The organism is Paraburkholderia sp. GAS32 (assembly GCF_050434225.1).
GTDB classification, from domain to species: Bacteria; Pseudomonadota; Gammaproteobacteria; order Burkholderiales; family Burkholderiaceae; genus Paraburkholderia; species Paraburkholderia madseniana.
This window is the reverse complement of record NZ_JBNPVS010000015.1, coordinates 64,561-84,619: the sequence shown is the minus strand read 5'-3', so window position 1 is coordinate 84,619 and position 20,059 is coordinate 64,561. Positions and strand designations below refer to the sequence as shown.

General features: G+C 60.6%; 15 protein-coding genes. 11 read left to right on the top strand and 4 right to left on the bottom strand.

Translation table 11 applies throughout. The annotated features are described in order from the left end of the window. Window positions 1-339: 339 nt before the first annotated feature. Window positions 340-2,085 carry a methyl-accepting chemotaxis protein gene (locus tag P3T25_RS19590; RefSeq protein ID WP_154559360.1) on the bottom strand — a complete coding sequence of 582 codons (1,746 nt, stop codon included), beginning with the start codon at window positions 2,083-2,085 and terminating at the stop codon, window positions 340-342. Between the two features lie 340 nt (window positions 2,086-2,425). Between P3T25_RS19590 and P3T25_RS19585 the strand changes: the two genes are divergently transcribed. Then, on the top strand, window positions 2,426-3,427 hold the full coding sequence (locus P3T25_RS19585; protein ID WP_429358732.1) for a DnaJ C-terminal domain-containing protein: 1,002 nt from the start codon (window positions 2,426-2,428) through the stop codon (window positions 3,425-3,427). Window positions 3,428-3,447: 20 nt separating this feature from the next. Further along, a complete protein-coding gene (locus P3T25_RS19580; protein WP_154559358.1) occupies window positions 3,448-3,810 on the top strand; it encodes a translation initiation factor Sui1 in 363 nt (120 codons plus the stop codon). 71 nt (window positions 3,811-3,881) lie between these two features. Here P3T25_RS19580 and P3T25_RS19575 read toward each other — a convergent pair whose 3' ends face one another. The 3 genes from P3T25_RS19575 to P3T25_RS19565 all read right to left on the bottom strand — a co-directional run bounded on the left by P3T25_RS19575 (window position 3,882) and on the right by P3T25_RS19565 (window position 7,188). Next, window positions 3,882-4,769 (bottom strand): SDR family oxidoreductase, encoded by an 888-nt coding sequence (locus P3T25_RS19575; protein ID WP_154559357.1) that lies wholly within the window; start codon window positions 4,767-4,769, stop codon window positions 3,882-3,884. A gap of 147 nt (window positions 4,770-4,916) precedes the next feature. Next, entirely contained in the window at window positions 4,917-6,026 is a 1,110-nt protein-coding gene (locus P3T25_RS19570; protein ID WP_154559356.1) for a polyamine ABC transporter substrate-binding protein, read from the bottom strand. 49 nt (window positions 6,027-6,075) lie between these two features. Continuing rightward, window positions 6,076-7,188 carry a P1 family peptidase gene (locus P3T25_RS19565; protein ID WP_429358731.1) on the bottom strand — a complete coding sequence of 371 codons (1,113 nt, stop codon included), beginning with the start codon at window positions 7,186-7,188 and terminating at the stop codon, window positions 6,076-6,078. A gap of 155 nt (window positions 7,189-7,343) precedes the next feature. Between P3T25_RS19565 and P3T25_RS19560 the strand changes: the two genes are divergently transcribed. From P3T25_RS19560 to P3T25_RS19520, 9 genes are all read left to right on the top strand, one after another. Continuing rightward, window positions 7,344-8,147 (top strand): helix-turn-helix transcriptional regulator, encoded by an 804-nt coding sequence (locus tag P3T25_RS19560; protein ID WP_429358730.1) that lies wholly within the window; start codon window positions 7,344-7,346, stop codon window positions 8,145-8,147. Window positions 8,148-8,348: 201 nt separating this feature from the next. Further along, a complete protein-coding gene (locus P3T25_RS19555; RefSeq protein ID WP_414693408.1) occupies window positions 8,349-10,274 on the top strand; it encodes a potassium transporter Kup in 1,926 nt (641 codons plus the stop codon). Between the two features lie 16 nt (window positions 10,275-10,290). After that, window positions 10,291-11,841 carry a DUF2235 domain-containing protein gene (locus P3T25_RS19550; protein ID WP_429358729.1) on the top strand — a complete coding sequence of 517 codons (1,551 nt, stop codon included), beginning with the start codon at window positions 10,291-10,293 and terminating at the stop codon, window positions 11,839-11,841. Window positions 11,842-12,365: 524 nt separating this feature from the next. Beyond that, the gene (locus tag P3T25_RS19545; RefSeq protein ID WP_154559352.1) at window positions 12,366-13,748 is read left to right on the top strand and encodes an NAD-dependent succinate-semialdehyde dehydrogenase; all 1,383 of its coding nucleotides are present in this window, start codon (window positions 12,366-12,368) and stop codon (window positions 13,746-13,748) included. Window positions 13,749-13,769: 21 nt separating this feature from the next. Continuing rightward, window positions 13,770-14,945, top strand: a complete 1,176-nt coding sequence (locus P3T25_RS19540) for an NAD(P) transhydrogenase subunit alpha (RefSeq protein WP_429358728.1) — start codon at window positions 13,770-13,772, stop codon at window positions 14,943-14,945. Between the two features lie 61 nt (window positions 14,946-15,006). Beyond that, a complete protein-coding gene (locus P3T25_RS19535; RefSeq protein ID WP_429358727.1) occupies window positions 15,007-15,378 on the top strand; it encodes an NAD(P) transhydrogenase subunit alpha in 372 nt (123 codons plus the stop codon). A 10-nt stretch (window positions 15,379-15,388) separates the two neighbouring features. Further along, the gene (locus tag P3T25_RS19530) at window positions 15,389-16,840 is read left to right on the top strand and encodes an NAD(P)(+) transhydrogenase (Re/Si-specific) subunit beta (RefSeq protein ID WP_154559349.1); all 1,452 of its coding nucleotides are present in this window, start codon (window positions 15,389-15,391) and stop codon (window positions 16,838-16,840) included. 33 nt (window positions 16,841-16,873) lie between these two features. Beyond that, on the top strand, window positions 16,874-17,908 hold the full coding sequence (locus P3T25_RS19525) for a zinc-dependent alcohol dehydrogenase (protein ID WP_154559348.1): 1,035 nt from the start codon (window positions 16,874-16,876) through the stop codon (window positions 17,906-17,908). A 369-nt stretch (window positions 17,909-18,277) separates the two neighbouring features. Beyond that, a complete protein-coding gene (locus P3T25_RS19520) occupies window positions 18,278-20,041 on the top strand; it encodes an ABC transporter ATP-binding protein/permease (protein ID WP_154559347.1) in 1,764 nt (587 codons plus the stop codon). Window positions 20,042-20,059: the final 18 nt, after the last annotated feature.

Here is a 20,059-nt window from a genome sequence, read left to right as displayed (position 1 = left end):
GATCTCGCTATCCCTCATACGGACGTCGCACGTGGCCCTCGAAAGAGCAACGTGACGAAGCCGGCGGCACAACGCCGGTATGCGGAGACAGCGAGACGGCCCTGAACGCGCTGCATACCGGCTGCAATCGCGTTCCGTGCTGCTTCATCGAGCCCGCCTGAAACGGGCCCGTGTCTCCATCCGTGAGTACTCTTTCCCGGCTACGACGTCGCTCGCATGCACTGCCTCAATGGCTGAGGCGAGCGCTGCGAGGTGTTATCGACCATGCGGCGCGCGTGAATCGCGAACCTCGGTCCGTTCGACTACAGGTTGCCGTCCAGCCTGAATGCGCTGCACCGTTCAGAATGTCTGCCAGTCGGCAGTCTCACTGGCGCTGGTCGCGACTGCGGTGCTTCCGGCACTTGTTAAACGTGGCGTCGCCGTGGGCTTTGTCAACTTTGCAGGGGACGATGCGTGAATTTTCGGCGGCGTCCGATGTGGTTCCTTCCGGGGCGTATTCGCTGGTGACACAGATACGCGCCTGACGTCGATCTTGAAGAAGGCTACCGCTGCACGCAGGCCCTGGGCCTGCTGCGCCATCGACTGTGCCGCCGCCGAAGCTTCTTCCACCAGCGCGGCATTCTGCTGGGTTACCTGGTCCATCTGGTTGACTGCCTGGTTGACCTGCTCGATGCCGGTGCTCTGTTCTTGCGACGCCGATGAGATCTCACCCACGATATCGGTGACACGCTTCACCGACGCGACGATCTCGTTGATCGTGCCGCCCGCCTGCTCGACAAGCGTCGAGCCCGCCTCCACCCGGTTGACCGAATCGGCGATCAAGTCCTTGATTTCCTTTGCGGCGCTGGCACTGCGCTGCGCGAGGGCGCGGACTTCACCGGCCACGACGGCGAAGCCCCGACCCTGTTCGCCGGCACGAGCCGCCTCGACCGCTGCGTTGAGCGCGAGGATGTTGGTCTGGAAGGCAATACCCTCGATCACACTGATGATCTCGGACATTTTGGTCGAGCTTGCGGAGATCTCGCGCATCGTTTCGACCACCTGCCCGACGACCTCGCCGCCTTGCTGTGCGATGCCGGAGGCCGTACCGGCGAGCGTTGCTGCCTGCTTCGCGTTGTCCGTGTTGTGGCGGACCGCGGCGGTCAGTTCCTCGATGCTCGAGGCGGTTTCTTCGAGCGATGCTGCCTGCTCTTCTGTGCGGCTCGACAGGTCCAGATTCCCTTGTGCGATCTGCGCACTCGCCGTCGCCACCCCTTCGGCGTTCTCGCGGACTTCCGCCACGACTTGCGACAGGGCATCGCGCATGGCCTTCAGCGATGCCATGAGGCTGTTCGTATCGCCGGGCCGGAGATCGATGCTTACGCTGAGATCGCCCGCTGCCACGCTTCTGGCGAGGTTGGCGGCTGTCGCCGGCTCAGTGCCCAGTTGCCGTGTCAGACTGCGCGCCATCCAGACGCCGATTCCCCAACCGATCAACACGGAGAAGACCACCAGAACGAGCATCCGATTGCGGCCGTCCTCGTACACCTTGTCGTTAGATCCGGCCGTCGCTTGGGCGTCGCTCTGTTTCACATTAACCAGAGTGCCCATCAGGACCAGGGTCTTGAAACCCTTCTCATGGTATTCGCCCAACAGATAGGCAGTCAGGGCAGCTTGATCCTGTAGCCCGGCGGCGTTAATCCGGCCTTTCATTTCATCGAAGGCCTGTATGTAGTCGTGCCAGCCCTGATCGAGATCGGCGAAGGTCGCTTTCCCTTTGTCGGTGTAGACGAGGGGCTCGGCTTGATTGAGGTGCTCGCGCGCCGAGGCCAGGGTTTTTTCGGCCTGGGCTAGCGAAGCGGTCCGCTGCTCGGCAGTGGAAGCCAGAATGGCGTTGCGTAGATATGTGCCGACTCTCAGCACATCGGCGTTCGCTTGCTGGATCTGGTTAAGCCCCACGAGATCCATTCGATAGGTCGTGTCTGCGTTTGCGCTGATCTGTCCCATGCTGCGGACACCGATCACGCTGACGATGGCACTGATGACTGATACGAGGATAAAGGCGCTGATGAGTTTGGCGCCGAGTTTCATATTGCCGATATTCATAGCTTGCTTCGTCAACGTGAAAAAAATTGGAACAAAGAAATAGATCCAACGACGCTCGCGCGTCGCCGGATAGTCGGCAATGCCGTCCGGGGATGCGGCAAGTGCTCCATGTATTCAGTTAACGGCAGCCACAATACATTCTTCAGACAAATTATCGTTTACACGTAAATTCGCCGTACTTTTAGGCTTTCAAGTTATTACTTTGTAAGGTGCGGGCGAAGACAAAGGCCGCAGGTCCAGCGGCTGAAAGCGGCAGATGAGGTGACGTTTCGACAACTGGCAGTCCTTTCACCGCGTCTTGATAGACTTGCGCGTACGGAAAGAAATGCGGGGGAAATGCGTGAGTCTTGATGAATACTATAGGCGGCTGAAGTTGCCGGCAGACGTCAAGCGCGCGTATCGACGGCTAAGAGCGAAGTACCACCCCGATCGCAACAAGGGGGCCGAATCGACAGTCGAACCGGTGTTCAAGCGCATTCAGGAGGCGTTTGAGATTCTGACCGGCAAGCGTGAACCGCCCGTGTCCAGTCCGGTGGCGGCATCGACTGAGCACCGCGACAAGCCAGCCCACTCACGCGAACACCGCAGCCCGCCTCCCATGCGCGGTGCGAACTGTCTGATCGAACTTTTCGTGCCGCTCGAAGCAGCGATTCACGGCGGCGAGGTCGAAGCGAGCTATTCGGTGAAGGGACCGTGTCATCCATGTCAGGAAAGGGGCGCCCAGTGCGCGAGCTGCTACGGCAGCGGTCTGTCGGCCTCGGGCACGCACTGCGTCGCCTGTGGGGGAACCGGTCGCCCGCCAGCGAGTGAGCGGTGTCAAGCGTGTCTCGGCACGGGTATCAGAACATTTCGGAAGTCCGAGGCGGTGAAGGTTCCAGCGGGTGTGTGGGATGGCCAGCGCCTTGTCGTCGAAGGTGGCGGCCATCCCGGGCCGAATGGCGGTCCGCCCGGCGACGCGATCTTCTCGGTCGTGATTGTCTGCAGCGCGGCCTTTCGTCGAGACGGTTTGAATCTGGCCAGCGAGATTCAGGTTGATTTCGTGACCGCCACGCTCGGCGGTAACTTCGAAGCGCAGATTCTGGGCCGTGCGCACCAGATGACGATTCCGCCGAACGCGCAACAGGGCAGCACGATCCGTCTACGCGGACATGGACTCACCGACCGCAACGGCTCGCGCGGTGACCTGACGCTGCAATTGGTGCTCGCGATGCCGGCAGCGGCTTTACATCTCACAGACAACGAACGACAACGGCTGCGTGAGATGTTTGCGGATGCTGGGCGTCGAGCAATGCAGGCAATTCCTGCGCACTCGCAATCGAGCCGGCGTTTCGCAGCCAAGTAATATCTTTGAGCAATCCAATCATGAAACGTAGTTCAAAAGGCGGCCTTGTCTATTCGACCGACGGCGGACAGATGTGTCCCGAATGCAGGCAGGTGATCGCGGAATGTATCTGCAAGACAGTTGCCAAGACATTACCGGTAGGCGATGGCGTGGTGCGAGTGTCACGCGAGACCAAGGGCCGTGGCGGGAAAAGCGTGACGATCGTTAAAGGCTTAGCGCTCGATCCTCTCGCCTTGGCCTCATTAGGCAAGCAATTGCGCACAGCCTGCGGTTCTGGTGGAACGGTCAAGGATGGCGTGATCGAAGTGCAGGGTGACCATTGCGAGCGGGTCATCGAAGCGCTCAAGAAGTACGGCTACAGCGCGAAGCGCGCCGGGGGCTAATCGCTTCAATGAGCGTTAACGCCCCGACGTAGATCGATTCCGCTTCGCTTCGTGCCGATCAACAAAGGTGACTAGACATACCGCGCTTCGTTGAGGTCGGCGATGAGCGTCGGTCCGGTTGGATGCCAGTTCAACCGGGCTTGTGTCTGAACACTCGAGGCCGGCATATCCAATCCGACGAACATTGCCATCCATCCAAAATGCGACGCCGCTTCATCCGGGCCAATCGAAACGACGGGCAAGTTCAGACCCCGACCAAGCGCCTCGGCGATTTCGCGGCTACTGACCCCTTCTTCGCCGACCGCATGATATCGAGCCCCCTGTTGGCGCTTTTCTACGGCGAGCCGATAGAGACGCGCCACATCGGAGAGATGGCCAGCCGGCCAGCGGTTACGGCCCTCGCCCACGAAGGCGCAGACGCCTTTCTCCCGAGCGATAGCAACGAGCGGCGAGATGAGACCCTGCTTGAACGGGTTGTGAACCTGAGGTAGACGCACCACTGACACGTTGACACCTGCCTCCAGGAGAGCATTCCCCGCCATCTCGGACGCAATCCGCGGATTGGGATGGCTGATATTAAAGACATCTTCGGTCGCCGGTTGACCATGCTCGCCGCTGCCCATGCCGGTCCCGGAGGTGATGATCAGAGGACGGTCGGAGCCGGCGAGCACCGAACCGAGTGCCGCGATCGCTCGCTTGTCCTTTTCGCAGTTCTCCACGAATCTAGAGAAATCGTGATCGAATGCCGTGTGAATGACGGCATCTGCTTTTGCGGCGCCGCTGCGCAGGCTCTCCGGGTCCTCCAGGGTTCCGCGATGCACTTCCGCACCTGCATCGATAAGCGCTTGCGCTCCCGCGTCCGAACGCGTCATGCCGATCACATGATGACCCGCGTTGATAAGTTCGGGAATGATGGCCGCACCGATGAAGCCCGTCGCGCCCGTCAGAAAGATACGCATAGTGAAACCTCCGTGATTGTCACCGCGACTATCTGACCATTTCCCGTTCTGTTGAAGTGGTGACGTCATCCTATGAAAGGAACTAACAGGATCCCGATGTCGGCCGGCCAATCCAACGCTGACGCAATACGTCGATCCGCCCCAACCTCAGCGCCCGGCCTTAAGCTGTGTCCACAGCCTGTTTTCAAGGCGCAAGATATCGGCCGGCAAAGGCAATGACAGCGTGAGCGATTTCATCTTTTCTCCGCGAGGATAAACCGCTTCATTCTCGAGGATCGCCGGCTTCACAAAAGCACGGGCCGAAGCGTTAGCGTTCGGATAGAAAACCTGATTGGTGATCGCCGCGCTAACCTTGGGCTGAAGGATGTAATTGATCCATTGCATTGCAGCTTCCGGGTGTGGCGCATCTTTAGGAACACCCATCAGATCGAACCACAACACTCCATCGCCCTTAGGAATGACGTAGCGAATCTCATAGGCGCGATGGGCCTCTTCTGCACGCCGCTTCGCGATCCCGACGTCGCCCGACCACGCTAGCGCGATGCAGACATCGTTATTGGCGAGATCGTTGATGTAGCCGGAAGAATTGAACTGGGTGATGTACGGGCGAATCGTTTTGAGCAGCTTGAACACTTCCTGATAATCGGCGGGGTTCTTACTGTTGGGATCCTTATGCAGGTAGATCAACCCAACCGAGAATGCGTCCTCCGCGGAGTCGAGCACGGAAACGCCGCAGGTTTTCAGCTTCGAAACGTATTGCGGATCGAACAGCAGGTCCCAACTATCGTAGGGTGCGTCCTTGCCTAATATCTGCGTCACTTTCGTGACGTTGTAACCGATGCCGTCCGTGCCCCATGACCATGGCACGGTGTATTGATTGCCCGGATCGGCCGACGCAAGCATCTTCATGAGCACGGGATCCAGATTGGCCAGGTTTGGAATCTTGGTCTTGTCGAGTTTCCGATAGACACCTGCTTCGATCTGCTTGCCGGCATAGCTGGATGACGGCACTACAACGTCATAGCCCGATGATCCGCTTAGCAACTTTGCCTGCAAGGTGTCGTCGCCGTCATAGACGTCGTATCGCGTGTGAATGCCGGTTTCCTTTTCGAACCCAGAGACGGTGTCGTCGGCGATATTGTCCGACCAGTTGTAGACATTCAGCTCTTCGGCTTGAGCATGGTTTGCGGTCGCAGCCAGCGTCCCCGCAACTGCGAGGAGTCCAGTGACGACAGTGATGAGATGGCGGGGTGTCATAGCGGCCTTTCTGTTTTAATGAAGGAACCCATGCGAGGGGGAAGAAGCGTCAGTCAGTAATCGGGCGGTCGCGGCGCCAACCAACGTGTTCCAGTGCTTTCAGCAAACGTGCGGCGCCGAGCGCGGGGACATGAACGCCTTGGCCGTCCATATCTTCAGCAGCAACGAGGGCGTTGAGAATGGCTTCTTCGACCGCTTCCGCAGCCGCGACGAATAGCGGAGAAATGAAATCGTGAATGACGCTGCGCACGCTGATGACAGGCTCGATTGCCTTGCCGTAATCCGCCGGCGGTATGCCGCGGTTACCCACCGAGAAGGCAATGAAGATGTCGCCACTGGAGTATTCGGTGCCGCCGCCCACGCGGGCTAATCCGATACTCGCGCGCCGTGCAATCTGCTCGCACTGATGCGGAAGAAGCGGCGCGTCGGTCGCAAGCGTCACCACGATCGATCCCATTCCGGGGACACCCGCCCGACGTCTGTCGAATGGCGACGGCAGATCTCGCAGCACCTCGCCAACCGGATAGCCGGCCACGCGCAGCGCATCGCGACGACCGTAGTTCGCCTGGACCAGCGCGCCGACGGTCCAGCCACCGTCCTCTGCCGCGAGCCTGCGCGAGGCTGTTCCAATGCCGCCTTTGAACTCATGACAAATCATGCCGGTACCGCCGCCAACCGAGCCCTCGGCCACCGGTCCACTGCGAGCGTCGGCTTGCGCCTCGTGAACGTGCGCGGCGGTGACATGCTGCCCCCAGATGTCGCTCAGCACCCCATCGAAAGTTTCCAGCACCACCGGCATGCACCAGTACTGGCTATCGCCGACGCATGCGCGTTCGGCGGCGACCAATGCGTCGCGAACCACGCCGACGCTGTGCGTGTTGGTGTAGGCGATAGGCGTAGTCAGCAAGCCTGATTCGCGGATCCATTCCAGGCCGGTGGCATCGCCGTTTCCGTTGAGCACATGACAGCCGGCAAAACATGGATCGAGCCGTGCCATGCCGGCGCGTGGTTCGATGATCGTCACGCCGGTTCGAATCGAAGCTTCTGCGCGGTTTTCGACCAGGGTACGATGACCGACTCTCACGCCTTGCACGTCGGTGATGCTGTTAAACGGACCGGGCGTGCCGTGGCCAACTCGAACGCCGATGTCTCTGATACCCATACTTTTCTCCTGTGTTGCTCGCTGCGAGCAAGCCTGCCGACACGCATGCGACGGGGTACAGAGATGGTAGGGTGGGGAACGACGCGTGAAAATCAGGCCGAAGGGCTAGAACGATGGGACGACCTACCCTTTAAGGGGTAGTGGGGGAAACTGACATGCAGCTTGATGTATCGGACGTTGCCTTTCATCAGCGGCTTGGACGTCTGGTCGAGAAGCTCGACGACAAACAGTTCTGGCATGCGCTGATCGACCTGTTGCGCAAAGTGGTCCACTTTGACAACTGGGTGGTGGTGATCTTCTGGCCCAACGGGAAACCCCAGTTGATTGCGGAGATCCAGTCGCGCACGCCGAACGACGAACTGTTCAAGGGGTATTTGAACAGCGTCTATTTGCTGGACCCTTTCTATCAATTCAGCCTGGGCGGGATCAGTCCGGGCGTGTATTGTCTCGACGAAGTCGCACCCGATCACTTCCGGGAAACCGAATATTTTCGCCGCTATTTTTCGGTGAACGTGCTGGAAGATGAGGTGCAGTTGTTAGCCCCGCTGCCCGCGGGTGGAACGCTGTCTGTATCGATGGGCAGTGAACGCCGCTTTAGCTCGACTGAAATCGGAACCCTCTGTCTTTACGGCGCATGGTTGCTTCCGTTGATGTGCCATGCCTTGGCGGCGCAAACAGCCGTGCTTCCCCCGCCGGTGAGTTCACCCGCGGGAGGTGATCGACGCCTTCACTTCGAACAGGCGTTGCGCAAGCGCTCCAATGCGTCGCTGACCAACCGCGAAATCGAAATCGCGCTGATGATTCTTGCCGGACATTCGACCAAGAATATGGCAAGGCTGCTTGGCGTGTCACCTGCTACCGCCAAAGTTCACCGACGCAATCTTTACAAGAAGCTGAACATCTCCTCTCAGGCGACACTGTTTCTGCTCATCATGGATGAAGACCCGGAGACCAACTGAGGCGAACCGGTTCTGATGGGTGATCCTAAGGGGATGCCTGGCTTTGAACCGCGCCCTTTCTTCTGTACGCTGTCATCGACAGGCCGTCCGCTGATCGGCCCATTGCAGGAGGATCAGCGTGACCAGACGGGCCGCCAGGCGCTTGAGCGCCGGCGCACCGTTCGCTGGCCGGGGGCCCCACCCACTGAGAAGGAGCCATTCATGGAATCGTCTTCAGGCCAACAACCGGGCACCCCTGCCGGCCACGTCGCTGAAACCAGCCACGGGTCGATGGCCAAACTGGCGCTGGCCGCCATCGGCATCGTGTTCGGCGACATCGGCACCAGTCCGCTCTACACCATGAGCACGGTATTCGACTCGGGTCACGGGCTGGTGCTCAACCGCTTCAATGTGCTGGGCGTGGTGTCGCTCATCATCTGGTCGCTGATCATCGTGGTGACGCTGAAGTACGTGACGCTGATCATGCGTGCCCACAACCACGGCGAGGGCGGCATTATGGCGCTGCTGGCGCTGGCTTCCAGTTCGGTAATGAACCGGCCCCGCCTGCGCCACGGGCTGCTGCTCGCCGGCGTGTTCGGCGCGGCGCTGTTCTACGGCGACGGCGTCATCACGCCGGCCATCTCGGTGCTCAGCGCGGTGGAAGGGCTGGAAGTGGCGGAGCCGCAACTTAAGCCCTTCGTGGTGTCGATCGCGCTAGTCGTGCTGATCGCCTTGTTCCTGGTGCAGCGGCGCGGCACGGCCGGCATCGGCGCGGTGTTCGGGCCGGTGATGGTGCTGTGGTTCGGCGTGATTGCGGTGTCGGGTCTGCTTACCATCGGCCGCGCGCCGGGCATCCTGGCCGCTTTCAACCCGTTCGTGGGTCTCGAATTCCTGGTGCGCAACGGCTGGCGAGCCTTTGTCTCGCTCGGCGCGGTGGTGCTGGCGCTGACCGGCGCCGAGGCGCTGTATGCCGACATGGGCCACTTCGGCGCGCCGCCGATCCGCCTGTCGTGGTTCGCACTCGTGCTACCCGCGCTGGCGCTCAACTACCTGGGCCAGGGCGCGCTGCTGTTGTCGGACCCCAAGGCCGTGGACAACCCCTTCTTCCACCTCTTCCCGTCGATGGCGCTGTTCCCGATGGTGCTGCTGGCCACGGTGGCGACTGTGATCGCGTCGCAGGCCGTGATCAGCGGCGCGTTTTCCATGACCAAGCAGGCCATGCAACTCGGCTTCATGCCGCGCATGGGCATCGTCTACACCTCCGAACGCGAGGTCGGCCAGATCTACGTGCCCGCCATCAACTGGATGCTGCTGATCGCGGTGGTGGGGGCGGTGCTGGGCTTCGGTTCCTCCACGGCGTTGGGCTCGGCCTACGGTATCGCCGTAACGGGCACCATGATGATCACCACCTTCCTCACGTTCTACGTCGTGCGCTATGCCTGGCACTACAACTGGTTGCTGTGCGTGCTGGCCACCGGCTTCTTCTTCGTCATCGACTTCACGTTCTTCTCGGCCAACCTGCTCAAGTTCGTGGATGGCGGATGGTTCCCGTTGCTGCTGGGCGCCATCATGTTCACCATCATGTCCACCTGGCACCGCGGCCGTGAGCTGATGGTCGAAGAGGCCACCGTCCATGCCGGCGCGCTGCCGCTGGCCAGGTACCTGGACAGCCTGTTCGCGAAGGCAACGATACGCGTGCCCGGCACCGCCGCGTTCCTGACCATCAACCCCAGCACCGTGCCGCACGCGCTGATCAACAACCTGGCGCATAACCACGTGCTGCACGAGCGTGTGCTGTTCGTGCACGTGACCAACCTGGATGTGCCCTATGTGCCGCGCGAGCAGCGCGTGGCGATCACGCCGCTGGGCCACAACTGCCACAGCATCCTCGTGACCTACGGCTTCAAGGACGAGGCCAGCCTGCCGCAAGCGCTGCGCGACTGCGAGCCGAAGGGCCTGGTAGTCGATCCGGCGCAGGTGTCCTATTTCCTCAGTCATGCCACCGTGGTGGCGACCGGAGGCAAGGGCATGCCGGTGTGGCGCGAACGAGTGTTCAGCGTAATGGCGCACAATATCGGTAACCCTGCGGCTTATTTCAAGCTGAGTTCAAACCGGGTGATCGAGCTGGGCTCGCGCGTCGAAATATGAGGTAGAACCCGCAAACATGAAGAGACTTTTCGTTTGCTGCGACGGCACATGGAACTCGGATAGCGACGAGTTTCAGGGGGTGCCTGTTCCAACCAATGTCGTTCGCTTTTTCAACGCGTTGAGTGACCACGGTGACGATGGCGTCGAGCAACTCCGGTACTACCACGTCGGCATTGGCGCTAATGAAGGGCGAGTTCGTCGTATCGTAGACGGTGCGCTGGGATTAGGCCTCTCGCGAGACATTCGAACCGCGTACAAGTGGCTGTCCGACCACTACGAGGAAGGTTCTGAAATCTTTGTCATTGGCTTTTCGCGTGGTGCGTTCACGGCGCGAAGCCTGGTGGGCATGCTCCACCGTTGCGGACTTCCTCGCGAGGCAAGCTGGGCGCTAGTCAAGCAGGCATGGAACCTGTACCGGCTTGATCCAGCAATGCCGGAAAACATCAGCCTGCAGGAACGGTTCTGCATCGAGAATGGCAAGCCGCCTCCCATTCGCTTCCTGGGCGTTTGGGAGACGGTGGGCGCTCTCGGCATTCCTGAAATTGCGAACATGTTCGGCTTCGGGAGACAGCGCCTCGAATTTCATGACACGAGGCTTTCGCCGGAAGTCGAACGCGCGGTGCAAGGCCTCGCCATTGATGAGCAGCGGAACACCTTCTTGCCAACGTTGTGGACGGATGCGGATGGCTGCGACCCGGTGCGCGTGACGCAAGTGTGGTTCCCTGGCGTGCACGCCGACGTTGGGGGCGGCTACAAGGAGACCGGGCTTTCTGATGCCACACTCAAATGGATGATTGCCGAGGCTGCGCAGTGCGGTGCGGTGTTTGAATCGGAGATGTTGGACCAGATAGCCGATGCGGGCCAGTTGTCGGCGGTGCATGGCGTCCTTCACAACTCACTCACAGGCTTTTACAGGAGGATCGGATTTCGTCCCCGGTCCTTTCCCTATCTGGCGAAGGATTCACGAATATGCTCCGAATCGATATCGGATCTGGCATTGGCACGGCAGGCCAGTCCGCCAATCTTTCAGGCTCCCTATCGACCGAATATAGAGCCTGCGGCCGGGGTCCAGGTGCGGGTTTTCGCCAGCACGCTGTGGAACTGGACCGGTATTTTCATGAAGGAAGGGGTGAGCTACCGGTTCAAGGTGCCTGAAGGTCAAACATGGCTGGATGGGGACATCGCATCGGGTGCGGAGGGCACGCCAGGCAACTGGATGCAGCGCCTGTTCGCATGGTCCAAGCGGGTCAGGGGAGCGAACTGGTTCGAACTCTGCGGTGCCATCTCTTACCCAGGGGAGCCGAGCGAAGCAGGCGTGTCACCTCAACCCTTCTACTTCAGAATCGGCAGAGAGATGGAGATCAAGGCTCCTTACTCGGGTTACCTGTATTGCTTTGCCAACGACGCCACCTGGGCGTATTGGAACAATCAAGGCAGTCTGCGGGTTGACATTGCCGAATCAGGCCGCGTGCCGGCTGGCAAAGAGATGGCACACCCGTCTTTTGACGAAGACCTGACTGCGCCGGCAACAGCACCCGGAGGTTCGGGAGCGGGCGAACCGTCCTGAACGGTACCGCGACGGACATTGAGACTTTGTTTCGTGCTCATTGGGGCCGGGTCCGCACTTGTACGGCACCGTACCGACCTCCACCGAGGTTAAGCGCACCGTGGTTGCACGCGCCTTGCGTCTCTCATCCAAAAGCGCTCGAAACACCCTCGCGCAGTATGATTTTCTTTGATCGCTCGCCCGGGCCGCCCCCTCCAGCAAGGAGTGGCCATCATGCTCACAATCCGAAAACACTATTTCTTTCCGCCGCGCTCATGGCGGAGGCAGTCGCTGCTATGCAATGGCGCGGCAAGACAGATCATTTTGCGTGATTTCGGTCCAAGGACTGACCAGGACGTGAAAGAGTCGAAGGCCGCGATGAAGAAGCAGGGCGCCTGAGGTCAGACGCGCAAGCTGGGTTCGAGCTGCAAGCACTCGAAGATAAATAATTAGGATGTCGAACACAAGATGTGCTGGTGTTCGACAGATGCTTGACGTTCCACTACCGGACTCAAGCCCAACCCCATTTAAAGAGAACACAAATCATGGCTTATCAAAGCGTCAACCCTAACACCGGCAAGGTTCTGAAGAGCTTCGAAAAACTGACCGATGAGCAGCTTGAAAAGTCGATCGCCGCTGCCGAGACCTGTTTCCAGACATGGAAGCACACGACCTACGCCCAGCGTGCCGAAATCGTGGATAAGGCCGCAACGCTGATGCGTAAGAACGTCGATGAATTTGCCAAACTGGCGACCCTTGAAATGGGTAAGCGCATCGACGAAGCGCGTGGCGAAGTCAGGTTCAGCGCCGACATCCTTGCTTATTACGCCGAGCACGCGAAAACTTTCCTGGCACCGACCAAACTGAATCCGAAAGTCGGTGAGGCGCACATGGAGAATAGTCCATTCGGCGTGCTCTTCTGCGTGGAGCCGTGGAATTTCCCGTATTACCAGCTTGCACGCGTCGCCGGCCCGCAACTGATGGCGGGTAACGTGCTGGTGGTCAAGCATGCAGGCTGCGTACCGCAATGCGCGATTGCCTTCGAGAAACTCCTGCTCGACGCGGGCGCACCTAAGGGGGCCTACACCAACCTGTTGATCTCGCACGAGCAGTCCGAGCGAATCATCGACGACCCGCGCATCAAGGGTGTGGCATTGACGGGCAGCGTCGAGGCCGGCAGAAGTATTGCGGCGCGAGCGGGGCAGAACCTCAAGAAGACTTCGATGGAGCTAGGCGGCAGCGATGCGTTCATCGTGCTCGACGACGCCGACCTGGAAAAGACCGTTCCGTGGGCTGTATGGGGGCGGATGTATAACGCTGGCCAGACCTGTTGCGCGGCGAAGCGATTCATCGTTCTCGATTCGATTGCCGACAAATTTCTTGCGAAGTTCAAGACGGCGCTCTCCGAATTGAAGGCAGGCGATCCGATGGACGAGAAGACCACGCACGGCCCCTTGTCCACCGAGGCGGCGCTGGTTCAACTGCTCAAGCAGGTCGACGATGCAGTGGCACATGGCGCCACGCTGGTGATGGGCGGCAAACGCATCGACCGACCCGGCTCGTTCATGGAAACGACGATCCTCACGGATATCAAACCGGACAATCCGGCTTTCCGCGACGAATTCTTCGGTCCGGTGGTGTCGTTCTTCCGCGTCAAGGACGAAGCCGCGGCCATCGCGCTAGCCAACGATTCGGACTTCGGCCTCGGTGGTTCGGTCTTCACGAAAGACGAAGCGCGCGGCAAGCGTGTGGCGAGCGGGGTCGAGACCGGGATGATGTTCATCAACAACATCGACTGGTCCGATGCGGAACTGCCGTTTGGCGGCATCAAGGATTCCGGCTACGGCCGTGAGCTCGGCAACATGGGCATCCAGGAGTTCGTCAATACGAAGCTTGTCCGTACCGCCCGCCTCGATGCGCCGGCCTGATCTCCACAAGGAAAGCCCGCCATGTATGTCAACGTTGCTGTTCTGACGGAGACCCGGGCCCATGAACGCCGTGTGGCGCTCGTGCCGTCCGTGGTCCAGAAGCTGGTCAAACTGGGTGCCCGGCTGCATATGCAGCCGGGGGCGGGCGCGGCGATTCATCTGGATGACGCCGCGTTCGAGAACGTCGCCTTTATAGCGGATCGCACGGCGCTGGTGAAAGACGCCGATGTCGTGCTTGCCGTTCAGCCGCCCGCGCTCGAGGTGGTCAACGCGATGAAGGAGGGCGCGATCCTCGTTTCGTTCATCTATGCACACAACGAGCCCGCGCTGGTGAAACGCCTGCTCGACAAGAAGATCACCTGCTTCGCGATGGAGCGGGTGCCACGCATTACGCGCGCCCAATCCATGGACGCGTTATCGAGCCAGTCCGCGCTTGCAGGCTACTACGCGGTGCAACTCGGCTCTACCCATCTCGCTCGCGTGGTGCCCAAGATTACCAGCGCGGCAGGCTCGATCGGACCGGCTCACGTTCTGGTAATGGGGCTCGGTGTGGCAGGGCTGGAGGCGATCGCGACGGCGCATCGCCTTGGGGCCGTCGTCGAGGGCTATGACGTGCGGCCGGAAACTCAGGAGCAGGCGCTCTCGCTGGGCGCCACCTTCGTCGATACCGGTATCGATGCGCGCGGTAAAGGCGGCTATGCCCGTGAGCTCAGTGCCGAGGAAAAGACCAGGGTCGCGGACGTGCTGACGAAGCACATCCAGAGCGCCGATCTGATCATCACAACCGCCGCGATTCCCGGTAAGGCCTCGCCCAAACTCATCAGCCACGCACAAGTGGCCGGCATGAAAGCGGGCTCGGTGATCGTCGATCTGTCGGCGGAAGGCGGCGGCAACTGCGAGGACACGCGGCCTGGCGAGACCACCCGGATCGGCAACGTGACGATCGTCGCGCCGCTGAACGTGCCCTCGCTGCTCGGCGAGGACGCGAGCGAACTGTATGCGAAGAATCAGTACAACCTGCTCGCGTTGATCATGAAAAACAACGTCATCGAGATCGACTGGAGCGACGAAGTCCTCGCCAAAACGGTGCTCACCCACGCGGGCGAGAACAAGGCAGAGGCGAGCGACGAGGCGGCCAAGCCTGTTGCCGCCGCGAAGAAGCCCCCCGCGAAAGCCGAACCTCTTGCATCGGTATGAGCGCCGGCATAAGCGCCTGTATTAACACCGGCACGAACACGCTCTGACCAAGGACTAAGTGATGGACTTCCAGATCAGCATTTCCGGCTTCGTCGCGATTGACGTCTTCATGCTGGCCGCTTTCGCCGGCTGGGTGATCATCGGACACGTGCCGGCCATCCTGCATACCCCGTTGATGTCGGGCTCGAATTTCGTACACGGCATTGTCGTGGTGGGCGGCATCTATGCGCTCCTGAACGCGAGTACGGTCCAGGAGCAAGTCATCGGCTTCGTTGCTGTGTTGCTCGGCGCGGGCAATGCCGCAGGCGGTTATGCCGTCACCGATCGCATGCTCGCGATGTTCAAGACCAGCGGCCACCCGTCCGGGCACGGCACGCACGGTGCGCACAGCAAGTCCGGCACCGTGAAGTCCATCCACGCAAAGAAGCATTGAGGACGCCGCCATGTTGACCCTGCTCCCCCAACTCGGCATCGGCGTGGTCGATCTCGCTGCTGCTTTTCTCTTTCTCTACGGCCTGCACCGCATGTCGTCGCCTGTTACGGCGCCTTCGGGCATTTTCGTCGCCGGTATCGGCATGGCCGTGGCCGTGCTCGCGAGCTTCCTGTACGCCTTCGACGTCGGCGCGGCGGCCCGGCCCAACCTGCCGGCCAACCTGGGGCTCGCTGTCGTTGCTTTGGCGCTGGGCGGCGGGTTGGCCTGGTGGGGCGGCCGCAAGGTGGCGATGACCGCCATGCCGCAGATGGTGGCGATTTACAACGGCATGGGTGGCGGCGCGGCCGGCGCGATTGCCGCCGTGGAACTGTTCGGCAACAAGGCGCAGGGTGCGCCCGCGCTCATCATGACCTTGCTAGGCGCGCTGATCGGCGCGGTGTCCCTGTCGGGTTCGCTGATCGCCTGGGCCAAACTCGATGGGGTCATCAACAAGCCCGTACGAGTGAAAGGGCAGCAGGTGTTCAATGGACTGGTGTTGCTGGCAACCTTCGTGGTTGGCGGCTACATCGTCGTCGCAAGCGCGGACAACTCCGCGCTGATATTGACGATGCCGACCTGGATTTATCTGTTCTTCGGTTGTGCGCTGGCGCTCGGCGTTCTGATGACGCTGCCAATCGGCGGTGCCGATATGCCGGTGGTGATTTCGATCTTTAACGCCTTTACCGGCCTCGCGGTCGGCATTGAAGGCTACGTGTTGCAGAACCCCGCACTGATGATCGCCGGCATGGTGGTCGGTGCAGCCGGCATGTTGCTGACACTGCTGATGGCCAAGGCCATGAACCGTTCCGTGAGCAATGTAATCTTCACCAACTTCGGTGAGGTCGCCACGCGCAAGCAGGGCAAGATCAAGGGCAGCCTGAAGCCGACGCAGCCAGGCGACGCCGGCATCGCGATGCGCTATGCGGCCTCGGTGATTATCGTCCCGGGTTACGGTCTCGCGGTCTCGCAGGGGCAAGGCAAGCTGTACGAATTCGTCAAGCTGCTTCAGGCGGGCGGCGTGTCGGTGAAGTTTGCGGTGCACCCGGTGGCTGGCCGCATGCCGGGCCAGATGGACGTGCTGCTGGCCGAAGCTGGCGTGCCCTACGACGTGATCTTCCAACTCGAGGACATCAACGACCAGTTCGCCACTACGGATGTTGCGCTAGTGATCGGCGCCAACGACGTGGTCAACCCGGCCGCGCGCACCGACAAATCGTCGGCCATTTACGGCATGCCGATTCTCAACGCCGATCACGCCAAGCAGGTGTTTGTGATCAAGCGCGGGGAAGGCAAGGGCTACGCCGGCATCGTCAATGAACTCTTTTACGCAGACAACTGCAACATGGTCTATGGCGACGCCCAGACCGTGCTCATCAAGATGAGTGAAGCGGTCAGAGGGCTTGGATTGCCCGCTGTTGCCTAGTGCGCTGAATTCATCGCAACCGAGGAACAAGCCATGACATCGAAAATGCAAGCTGCCGTCGTCGAACAGTTCGGCAAGCCACTGGTGCTAAAGGAACTGGATATTCCCGAGCCCGGTCCAGGCCAGATCCTGGTGAAGACCGAAGCGTGCGGCGTATGCCACACTGATTTGCATGCCGCGAACGGGGACTGGCCGTTAAAGCCCACATTGCCGTTCATACCGGGCCATGAAGGCATCGGCATCGTCGCCGCCCTTGGTGCGGGTGTAACGGCCGTGAAGGAAGGCGACCGGGTCGGCGTACCGTGGCTCTACTCCGCTTGCGGACACTGCGAGTTTTGCCTCGCGGCGCGTGAGCCCGTATGTGCCGAAGCACAGTTTGGCGGTTATACGAAGAACGGTGGATTCGCCGAATACATAGTCGCCGATCCGAATTATGTGGCGCATATCCCAGCCCATCTGGCGGCCCGCGACGCGGCGCCCCTCATCTGTGCCGGGATTACCTCGTACAAAGGCATCAAGGAGACTCAGGCGCGCCCAGGTGAATGGGTCGTGGTCTCTGGCGTCGGTGGCCTCGGACACCTCGGCATTCAGTATGCCAAGGCGATGGGCTTGCATGTGTGCGCAGTCGACATCGATGACGGCAAGCTCGCGCATGCCAAACGCCTTGGCGCCGATGCCATGATCAACGCCAAAGACGGCGATGCGATTGCGGCCGTCAGAAAGGCCACTGGGGGCGGTGCGCATGGCGTACTGATTACGGCGCCGTCGCTGGCCGCATTCAAGCAAGGCGTTGGCATGACGCGCAAATGCGGTACTTGTGTGCTGGTTGGGTTGCCGCCGGGCGAGTTTCCGACACCCCTGTTCGACGTCGTGGCGAACTGCATCACGATTCGCGGCTCGTTTGTCGGCAATCGCCGGGACATGGCCGAAGCGCTTGCCTTCGCCGCTGACGGCAAGGTCAAGGCCGATATCGAGTTGCAGCCGCTCTCGGCGATCAACAGCGTGTTCCATCGCCTCGCGCACGGCGATGTCCCATCGCGCGTGGTGCTCGAGTTCGCAAAGGGTTGAGAGGAGGGCGCTATCGTGGCTGCCGGACCCCGGTCCGGCTCTATGGCCATATAACGCAATCGAACTAAACGGAGCTGACGCCGAATACTCCGGTCGCCAAATCGTGCTCGAAATCGGCGTGCCACGCCGTGCCTTGGCCAGCAGCATAAACACCCGACTTATCATTGCTCCGTCGAGTAACCATGACTTGTCGGCGAACCGGGCCCGCACTAGCGCCCGCCGGGTACTGGTCTTCGTCACGGATGTCGAAATCGATCATATCGAAGCCATGGCTGGCGAAGATTAAAGTCGCATCGACGGCCGGACAGGTCACACCCTACAATCACCCCGTGCACTCGGTCCGTATTCACTGCGCGTTAAGGGGCGTTCATGAGCGACCAATCTTCCGGCCCTGCGTCCGGGCAAGCGGACCGTGTCTCAGCCTGGAGCCTGATCAGACCGTACTGGGTCTCTGAGGAACGCAAGACCGCGTGGAGTCTGCTGATCACGATCATCGTCATGGACCTGGTTCTGGTCGGCATCAACGCCCGCCTGAATACGTGGAACCGTGATTTCTACAACGCACTGGAAGGCAGGAAGGTCCATGAATTCCCGCAATTGATGCTGCTTTTCAGCGCGCTTGCGTTCGCGTTCGTCGCGATCTCCGTCTATAACCGCTATCTGCGCCAGATGCTTGGCTTCCGATGGCGCCAGTGGCTGACCACACGCTATCTGCAGGAATGGCTGGGCGACGGCACCTTCTATCGCATCGAGCGCGACCGCCTCGCCGACAACCCTGACCAGCGGGTCGCCGTCGACCTCGAGTCATTCGCCAACACCACACTTTCGCTCACACTCGACCTGCTCTCGACACTCGAAACACTCGTCTGGTTCTCGATCGTCCTATGGAGCACGGCGGGCGCGCTGGCCGTCATGATTGGCGGCACGCCCGTCCAGATTCCGGGCTACATGCTGTGGGCAGCCATCGTCTATGCGATTGCCGGCTCGCTCCTGACCAACAAGGTCGGGCACCCGCTTGTGTCGATCAACTACCAGTTGCAGCGCGTCGAGGCGGATTTCCGGTTTGGCCTGATCCGTCTGCGCGAAAACGCCGAGCAGATTGCGTTCTACGACGGGATGCGGACCGAGGAATCGACCGTCCAGGACCTGTTCGGCCGGATTCGCGAAAACTGGTGGCGCGTGATGAAGTACACGCGGCGCTACAGCTTCGTGCTTAATTTCTACGCTCAGATCGCCGAAATCTTTCCGATCGTCGTGGCATCGCCCCGTTACTTCGCGGGTGTGTTCAGTTTCGGGACACTGATGCAAATCGCCGACGCATTCAGTTCGGTTAGTGGATCGCTCTCGTGGTTCATCAACAATTACGACACGCTCGTCCAATGGCGCGCCACCGTTAATCGTCTGCGCGAGTTCAAGCGCGTCATGCAGCTACCTCATCTGAAGGAGTCTGTGTCGCCCGCCACCGAGCATGGCGGCATCAATCTGCACTACGTCGACGAGAGCCAGCTCGCCACGCACACCCTCACGCTTGCGCTGCCCAACGGCGAGACGCTCGCGAGCGTGCGCGACATTGCCGTCAAGCCCGGTTCGCGCTGGCGCGTGCGTGGGCCTTCCGGCTCAGGCAAGAGCACGCTGTTGCGCGCGCTGGCGGGTCTCTGGCCGTTCGGAAACGGCTCGATCGATGCACCTGTGAACGCGCGCATGATGTTCGTCCCGCAGCAGAGCTACCTGCCGGTTGGCACCCTGAAGGCTGGGCTCACCTATCCAGCAGCGGCCGCCCACTTCGGCGACGAGGAATGTTGCGAGGCGCTGCGTCTGTGCCGGCTCGAAGGCTACGTCGACCGATTGCACGAATCTGACCATTGGTGGCGCATTCTTTCTCCCGGCGAGCAACAGCGGCTAGCAGTCGCTCGTGTGCTGATGCACAAGCCTGACTACGTATTTCTCGACGAAGCGACGAGTGCGCTCGATGCTGAAAACGAAGCGTATCTGTATCGCCTGTTGACCGAGCGATTGCCGAAAGCCGCGATAGTCAGTGTCACGCACCGCGAGTCGCTTGCGACATTCCACCAGGAGACGCTCGATATTGTGCGCGCGCGCGAGCACACAGTGGCACATACACCGCCGCCGTAGACGTGACTTACGTGACTT

Coding starts and splice junctions, on each gene's coding strand:
- P3T25_RS19590 (WP_154559360.1), bottom strand. CDS start 2,085: ATGAATATCGGCAATATGAAACTCGGCGCCAAACTCATCAGCGCCTTT.
- P3T25_RS19580 (WP_154559358.1), top strand. CDS start 3,448: ATGAAACGTAGTTCAAAAGGCGGCCTTGTCTATTCGACCGACGGCGGA.
- P3T25_RS19575 (WP_154559357.1), bottom strand. CDS start 4,769: ATGCGTATCTTTCTGACGGGCGCGACGGGCTTCATCGGTGCGGCCATC.
- P3T25_RS19570 (WP_154559356.1), bottom strand. CDS start 6,026: ATGACACCCCGCCATCTCATCACTGTCGTCACTGGACTCCTCGCAGTT.
- P3T25_RS19565 (WP_429358731.1), bottom strand. CDS start 7,188: ATGGGTATCAGAGACATCGGCGTTCGAGTTGGCCACGGCACGCCCGGT.
- P3T25_RS19560 (WP_429358730.1), top strand. CDS start 7,344: ATGCAGCTTGATGTATCGGACGTTGCCTTTCATCAGCGGCTTGGACGT.
- P3T25_RS19555 (WP_414693408.1), top strand. CDS start 8,349: ATGGAATCGTCTTCAGGCCAACAACCGGGCACCCCTGCCGGCCACGTC.
- P3T25_RS19550 (WP_429358729.1), top strand. CDS start 10,291: ATGAAGAGACTTTTCGTTTGCTGCGACGGCACATGGAACTCGGATAGC.
- P3T25_RS19545 (WP_154559352.1), top strand. CDS start 12,366: ATGGCTTATCAAAGCGTCAACCCTAACACCGGCAAGGTTCTGAAGAGC.
- P3T25_RS19540 (WP_429358728.1), top strand. CDS start 13,770: ATGTATGTCAACGTTGCTGTTCTGACGGAGACCCGGGCCCATGAACGC.
- P3T25_RS19535 (WP_429358727.1), top strand. CDS start 15,007: ATGGACTTCCAGATCAGCATTTCCGGCTTCGTCGCGATTGACGTCTTC.
- P3T25_RS19530 (WP_154559349.1), top strand. CDS start 15,389: ATGTTGACCCTGCTCCCCCAACTCGGCATCGGCGTGGTCGATCTCGCT.
- P3T25_RS19525 (WP_154559348.1), top strand. CDS start 16,874: ATGACATCGAAAATGCAAGCTGCCGTCGTCGAACAGTTCGGCAAGCCA.
- P3T25_RS19520 (WP_154559347.1), top strand. CDS start 18,278: ATGAGCGACCAATCTTCCGGCCCTGCGTCCGGGCAAGCGGACCGTGTC.